5 protein-coding genes and 2 pseudogenes are annotated in these 6,099 nt (G+C 62.3%); 1 reads left to right on the forward strand and 6 read right to left on the reverse strand.

What is annotated here, in order from left to right; genetic code table 11:
- Window positions 1–8 precede the first annotated feature (8 nt).
- From DPM33_RS24800 to DPM33_RS24815, 4 genes are all read right to left on the reverse strand, one after another.
- On the reverse strand, window positions 9–1,154 hold the full coding sequence (locus DPM33_RS24800; RefSeq protein WP_112100026.1) for an ABC transporter ATP-binding protein: 1,146 nt from the start codon (window positions 1,152–1,154) through the stop codon (window positions 9–11).
- A gap of 49 nt (window positions 1,155–1,203) precedes the next feature.
- Window positions 1,204–2,055, reverse strand: a complete 852-nt coding sequence (locus tag DPM33_RS24805; RefSeq protein WP_112100027.1) for a carbohydrate ABC transporter permease — start codon at window positions 2,053–2,055, stop codon at window positions 1,204–1,206.
- On the reverse strand, window positions 2,055–2,939 hold the full coding sequence (locus DPM33_RS24810; protein WP_112100028.1) for a carbohydrate ABC transporter permease: 885 nt from the start codon (window positions 2,937–2,939) through the stop codon (window positions 2,055–2,057). Before DPM33_RS24810 ends, DPM33_RS24805 begins: the two co-directional genes overlap by 1 nt.
- Window positions 2,940–3,038: 99 nt before the next feature.
- Entirely contained in the window at window positions 3,039–4,310 is a 1,272-nt protein-coding gene (locus DPM33_RS24815; protein ID WP_112100029.1) for an ABC transporter substrate-binding protein, read from the reverse strand.
- A 114-nt stretch (window positions 4,311–4,424) separates the two neighbouring features.
- On the opposite strand from DPM33_RS24815, the gene DPM33_RS24820 reads away from it, so the two are divergent.
- Window positions 4,425–5,603: an ROK family protein gene (locus DPM33_RS24820; protein ID WP_112100030.1), complete on the forward strand. Its 1,179-nt coding sequence runs from the start codon at window positions 4,425–4,427 to the stop codon at window positions 5,601–5,603.
- A gap of 39 nt (window positions 5,604–5,642) precedes the next feature.
- On the opposite strand, the pseudogene DPM33_RS37105 reads toward DPM33_RS24820, so the two are convergent.
- Both DPM33_RS37105 and DPM33_RS24830 read right to left on the reverse strand, forming a co-directional pair.
- Window positions 5,643–5,804: pseudogene (locus DPM33_RS37105) on the reverse strand (methyltransferase family protein); the annotation flags it as partial.
- Window positions 5,805–5,848: 44 nt separating this feature from the next.
- Window positions 5,849–6,099 (reverse strand): annotated as a pseudogene (locus tag DPM33_RS24830) (integrase); the annotation flags it as partial.

Here is a 6,099-nt window from a genome sequence, read left to right on the forward strand (position 1 = left end):
TTCGGGGTTCAGGTTGAAGCGACAGGCTTTCTTGGCGTGAGCGTGCGGCCGTCGGGGCCGAAGAGGTAGGCGTCGCCGGTTTCGAAGCCTGCTCGCAATGTGGCGCCGACCGCGACCGTGGAAACCTTGTTGAGCTGAAGCGTGAAATTGCCGGTGCCGCTGTCGGAATTCGTGGTCTGAAGCGGAGAGGCGTCGACGTAGAGGACGGTGTCGCGCCCCAACTGCTCGACCAGCCGCACCTGACTGGAGAAGACCGGCATTACGCCGTCCCCTGCCTCGACGACACGCAGCCCCTCCGGCCGGATGCCGATAGTCACGGCGTCGCCAGCTGAAAGGCCGGTCACGTCGATGCCGCCTAAGCTCAGTGCCGGCAGGCCGGCTGCCGCTACCGAGACGCCGGATGCGTCGACGCTGACCGCTTTCGCCTCAATGAAATTCATGCGCGGAGCGCCAAGGAACCCTGCGACGAAGATGTTCGCGGGGTTGGCGTAGAGTTCCAGCGGAGAGCCGATCTGTTCGATCCGGCCCTTGTTGAGGATCACGATCCGGTCCGCCATGGTCATGGCCTCGACCTGGTCGTGGGTAACGTAGATCATCGTTGATCCGAGCTGTGTATGCAGGCCCGAAAGCTCGACCCGCATCTGGGTGCGCAGCGCGGCGTCGAGATTCGACAGCGGCTCGTCGAACAGGAACACCTCGGGCGAACGGGTGATGGCGCGACCGATCGCGACGCGCTGGCGCTGTCCGCCCGACAATTGCTTCGGCCGCTTGCCGAGCTGTTCCTCCAACCGCAGGATCTGCGCGGCGCGTTTGACCGCGGCATCGATCTCGGCCTTCGGCCGGTTGGCCATCCTTAGGCCGAAGCCCATGTTCTCGGCGACGGTCATATGCGGGTAGAGCGCATAGGACTGGAAGACCATGGCGATGCCGCGGTCGCCTGGCTCTTCCCTGGTGACGTCGCGCCCGTTGATCACGATCTGGCCGGAGTTGATGGTTTCCAGCCCGGCGATCGTCTTCAGTAATGTCGACTTTCCGCAGCCGGAGGGGCCGACCATGACGACGAACTCGCCCTTTTCGATCTTCAGGTCGACCGTCTTCAGGGCATGGTAGCCGGCATAATGCTTGTCGACTTTTCGCAATTCCACGCTGCTCATATCGAGGCGCCTTTCCGTGCGTGTCGGGTGCGGCAGGGTTCGCGGCGGATCATCCCTTGACCGCTCCCATGGTGAGGCCGGCGACAAAGTGCTTCTGCATCATGAAGAACATCACGACCGGGGGCAGGGCGACGAAGATCGTGGCGGCCGAGACGATGTTCCAGGCCGATGTCCATTCGCCGCGCAGATTGTTCAGGCCGGCGGTAACTGGTTTGACCGCATCGCTCTGGGTAAGCACGATCGCCCAGAAATAGTCGTTCCAGACGAAAGTGAAGGTAAGGATGGCGAGTGCCGCCAGCGCCGGCCGCACCAGGGGGACCACCACGTGGCGCAATGTCTGGAACGGCGAGGCGCCTTCGGCGCGCGCGGCCTGAAAGAGTTCGCCCGGCAAGGCGGCGATGAAGTTGCGCATGAAAAGCGTGGCGAAACCGGTCTGGAACGCGATGTGGAAAATGATCAGCGCATAGACGGTGTCATAGAGACCGAGCCGCACCATCAGGTCGCGGACCGGGATCATCATGATCTGCGCCGGCAGGAAGTTGCCGCCGACGAAGAGCGCGAAGATGAGGTTGGAGCCGCGGAACGGGTAGCGCGACAGGACGAAGCCGGTCAGCGTCGACAGGATGAGGACGCCGATGACGGAGGGAATGGTGATCAGCAGGCTGTTGAGGAAAAAGCGCAGCATGGCGGTCTGCTCGAAAACCGCCTTGTAGTTCTCGATCAGGCTGAATTTCTGCGGCCAACCCCAGTAGTTGCCGGCCATCAGCTCCTCGTTGGAACGGATCGAGGTCAGCATGACGGCGAGCAGCGGCAGCAGCCACAGGATCACGACCAGGGCAACACCGCCCAGATAGAGGGCTCGCTGGATCCTTGCATCTTCGGGAATGGGGCGCGGGTACATCAGGCGTTGCTCCGCTCGGCCTTGATGAGGCCATTGAGATACCAGGCGATGAAGACGATCATGATCACGAACAGCACCGTGGCGATCGCGGCGCCGTAGCCGAAGCGATAGGAAAAGATCGACTCCTGGTACATCTGGTAGGCGAGCACGGTGCATGAGCCGTAGGGGCCGCCACTGGTCATGACCGCGATCATATCGAAGGAGCGCAGCGCGCCGATCACCGTCACCGCAATTGCGATGAAGCCGACCTGCGACAGTTGCGGCAGGACGACATGGCGCAACATGCGCCAGCCGCGCGCGCCGTCGACGCGCCCGGCGGCGATCAGATCGTCGTTGAGGCTGTTCAGCCCCGCCAGGAACAGGATCATGCAGAAGGCGATCTGTGGCCACAGACCGGCGGCGGCTACCGCGAAGGTGACGAAGGTCTCGTCTGAAAGCAGCGCCGGGGCGGTGCCGCCAAAGGCGCCGAAGAGAAGCTGCAGCAGCCCGAAGTTTGGATCGTAGACCCAGCCGAACACGACGCCGACGGTGACGGTCGCCAGCACCAGCGGCACGAAGAACAGCGACTTCAGGATGCGCATGCCGCGAATCTGCTGGTTCACGATCAGCGCAAGCGCGAGGCCGATCGGCGGCGCCAGCATGAAGATCAGCAGCCAGATAACGTTGTTCTTGAGCGAGACGTAGAACTGCGGGTCGTCGGCCAGTTCGATATAGTTTGCCAGGCCGACCCAGGTCTTGGCGCCGATACCATCCCAGTCGTGCAGCGAAATCCAGACCGTCTCGATGGAGGCGGCAAGGATCACCGTTCCAAACAGGATGAGACCCGGCAGCAGGAACAGGGCAGGGGTCACCCAATGACGATTTCTGCGCCATAGACGAGACATGGCAGTCTATCCCAAAAGAGACTGGGTTATCCGAAACGACCGGTCACCCGAAAAAGAGGCGGGAGCCGCCGAAAGGCGGCGCCCGCCAGCCAGGGAGGATCAGCCGAAGATTCTCTTGCGGGTTTTCTCGAGCCGCCCGAGGATCTGGTCGCGGCGGTCTGGCTTGACCATGAATTCCTGAAGCGCGGTCATGCCTTCCTGAGCCATGTCCGGATCGGTGTCGCGGTCGTAATATTGCGATGTCGCGACCACCTTCTTCAGTTCCTCGACCGCGGCATTGACCAGCGGGTCGTGGCTTGGCGGGCAGTCGTTGCGCGGCGGGATGGCGCCTTCTGCGGCAAGGAACGCTCCGAGATTTTCCGGCTTGTAGAAATAGGCGAGGAAGTCGCGCGCGCCCTGCCTGTTCTTGGCATTTGCCGGCACATGGATGGAATTGACGGAAAAGTCCTCGTAGCGGGCGACGCCGGGCACGATCTCGGGAAACGGCGCGTAGGCAAGCTGGGGCAAGTCCGCCTCCGGGAAAGCGGACCTGACGAAACCGCCAAGGTCCATCATGGCCGCCTTCTTCTGCGCCAGTGCAGCACCTGCCTGTTCCCAGCCGAAGGAACTGTGGCTCGGCGAGAAGAAGCCGGCCTTGAGCAGGTCGTTCCATTTGTCGAAGACGGGCGTCAGCATCGGATCGGTGTACTGGACCTTGCCGTCCATCAGGGCGATGTGCTTGTCGAGGCCGTTGATGCGCAGGTTCATGTGGTCGAACCAGCCGCCTGCCGGCCACAGTTCCTTGGTGCCCATGCTGATCGGAACGAGGTTCGCGGACTTTGCCGCTTCGCCGAAGGCCAGGAATTCCTTCCAGTCCTTCGGAGGCGTCCAGTTGTGCTGCGCAAAGACGTCCTTGCGATAGAACAGGCCCCAGAGGATGCCGCCCATCGGCAGGCCATATTGCTTGTCGCCGACCGTGACGGCGCTCGTCGTTGCGCCGAGCACGCTCTTGTAGTTTTCCCTGGCGAACAGATCGGAGATGTCGTCGAAAAGGCCCTTGGCGACGAACGCCTTCATGCGGTTGCCGGAGAACCAGAAGCAGATGTCGGGAGCACCGACGACGAGATAGCTGCGAATGGCCGTCTTGTGCGCCTCGTGGTCCATGTTGTTTATGACCACCTTGGCGCCGGACTTCGCCTCGAATTCGGTGGCCAGCCGCTGCAGGATTTCGCGTTGCTGCGCATTGCCGAGGTTGGAGATGATGGTGATTTCCTGCGCCTGCGCCAATGCCGGCAGGCAAAGTCCCCCGGTGGCGGACGCAGCAAGCGCCGCGCCGGTGCCTTTCAGGAAACGGCGCCGAGTCGTCGACAAAGCGGCGAGCTTGGTTGTCATGGCTTTTATCTCCTCCCTGAGAATAGCCGGATTCCAATTGAACCGAGGCAATGCGTAGCGTATGCAGGTAGGATCGGTCAATAATTAATTTACAAAATTAATAATGGAACAAGCATGAAGCTCAAGGGCGACCAGCAGACGTCACGCGCCATAAATCGGCGGCTGATCCTCAACCTGCTGCGGCGGGAAGGAGCGATCAGCCGCGCCGAGATCGCAGCGATCACCGGACTCAGCCCGGCGGCTGTGACGTTTGTCGTCACCGAACTGCTGGATGAGAAAATCCTTGTCGAGGGAGAGGCGAGCCCGGGCGCGCCGGGGCGCCGGCCGATCCCGATCAACATAAACTATGCCGGCCGGCTGGTGGTCGGATTGCAATTGAAGGTCGGTGCGATCGATTGCGTGCTGACCGATCTCGCCACGACCCCGCTTGTGACCAAGCAGGTCGCCGTCCCCGATCCGTCACCGCAAAGCACGGTGGAAGCCTGCGCCGCAGCGGTCAACGAGTTGATCTCAGATCGCGGAGCCCCGACCACGGCGCAGCTCAGCGGAATCGGCATCGCGATACCAGGCGTCATCGAGAACGGCGTCTGTCGCCTCAGCCACCGGTTCAACTGGGTCGACGTGCCGATCGCCGCCATGCTTGCCGAGCTCGTGCATGTTCCCGTCTGGGCTGACGACGACACCAATGCTTTCGCGCTTGCACAGCAACTGTTCGGCCTTGGCAGGCATCATCGCACCGTCGGCGCGTTGGCCATCGGCGCCGGGATCAGCTGCGCGGTCGTGATCGACGGCTCCGTCCATCACGGAGCGAATGGAGCCGCAGGCAAGATGGGTCACTCGATATACGACCTCGATGGACCGCTATGCGAATGCGGTCGACGCGGCTGCCTGCAAACCTTTTTCTCGGAGCCGGCCTTGGTGCGGCGATGGAAAGAGGCCCGTCGCCTATCCGGGGAAGTCACACGCCACGAGATGCTGAGCGCGGCTCAGGCCGGCGATCGCACCGCGATCGATCTGTTGCGGGAGGCGGGCGAGGGAATAGGAAGGTTCCTTGGCGGCTTCTGCAACATCGTCGATCCGGAAGTGATTGTCGGCGGCGGCGAAGCCGTCACATTCGGCGATTTTCTGTTCGAGCCGATGCGCGACGCGCTGAAGCGTTACGCAATGTGGAGCCCGCCACCCATCACGCCTGACTGGGCGGACGATTCATGGGCGCGTGGTGCTGCGGCGCTCGCGACCCAAAGGCTCTTCGACTTCGAAAGCAGCCCGGGGGAAGTGGCCGGTATGGTGTAGCCGGCCACTTTCTCGGATTCATCGGCCGCCGCCGACATTTCAAATCCAGCGCCGTACCCGCTTGGCGTAGTCGCGGTATTTTTTGCCGAACTTCGCCGACAGGATCTTTTCTTCCTTCTCGATCGCCAGCTTCTGCGTCGCGAAGGCGGCGAGGAAGGCAAAGATCAGGAACCAGGCGATACCGGTGATGAAGGCGACGCCTGTCCAGCCGATAGATGGGTAACACTTTGAACCGGATACATGGGTTACAGTTTTCTCCCTGAGTTGCTGTCCGCCGCAGCGCCATCTGGTCGGGGTTGGATGGGGCTGCGGCGGACCAGTTTCTTGTGCCGGCCGTCGATGAAGCCGAGCGGGTGGGCATAGAAGTGGAGCGCCCATTGCCCTGTCTCGGTCTCGGTCGCGGCAACCGCTTCGCCGGCCAGCGTCTTCGACACGTAGATGAAGCCGCCGTTCCACTTGATCTCGCCATTTTGCCGGACGCTGCGCACCGCAGCCT

The sequence above is a fragment of the Mesorhizobium hawassense genome (genome assembly GCF_003289945.1).
GTDB classification, from domain to species: domain Bacteria; phylum Pseudomonadota; class Alphaproteobacteria; order Rhizobiales; family Rhizobiaceae; genus Mesorhizobium; species Mesorhizobium hawassense.

What these genes read in the sequence shown, in the direction of transcription:
- DPM33_RS24800 (WP_112100026.1), bottom strand. Translation starts at nt 1,154, where the DNA reads ATGAGCAGCGTGGAATTGCGAAAAGTCGACAAGCATTATGCCGGCTAC.
- DPM33_RS24805 (WP_112100027.1), bottom strand. Translation starts at nt 2,055, where the DNA reads ATGTACCCGCGCCCCATTCCCGAAGATGCAAGGATCCAGCGAGCCCTC.
- DPM33_RS24810 (WP_112100028.1), bottom strand. Translation starts at nt 2,939, where the DNA reads ATGTCTCGTCTATGGCGCAGAAATCGTCATTGGGTGACCCCTGCCCTG.
- DPM33_RS24815 (WP_112100029.1), bottom strand. Translation starts at nt 4,310, where the DNA reads ATGACAACCAAGCTCGCCGCTTTGTCGACGACTCGGCGCCGTTTCCTG.
- DPM33_RS24820 (WP_112100030.1), top strand. Translation starts at nt 4,425, where the DNA reads ATGAAGCTCAAGGGCGACCAGCAGACGTCACGCGCCATAAATCGGCGG.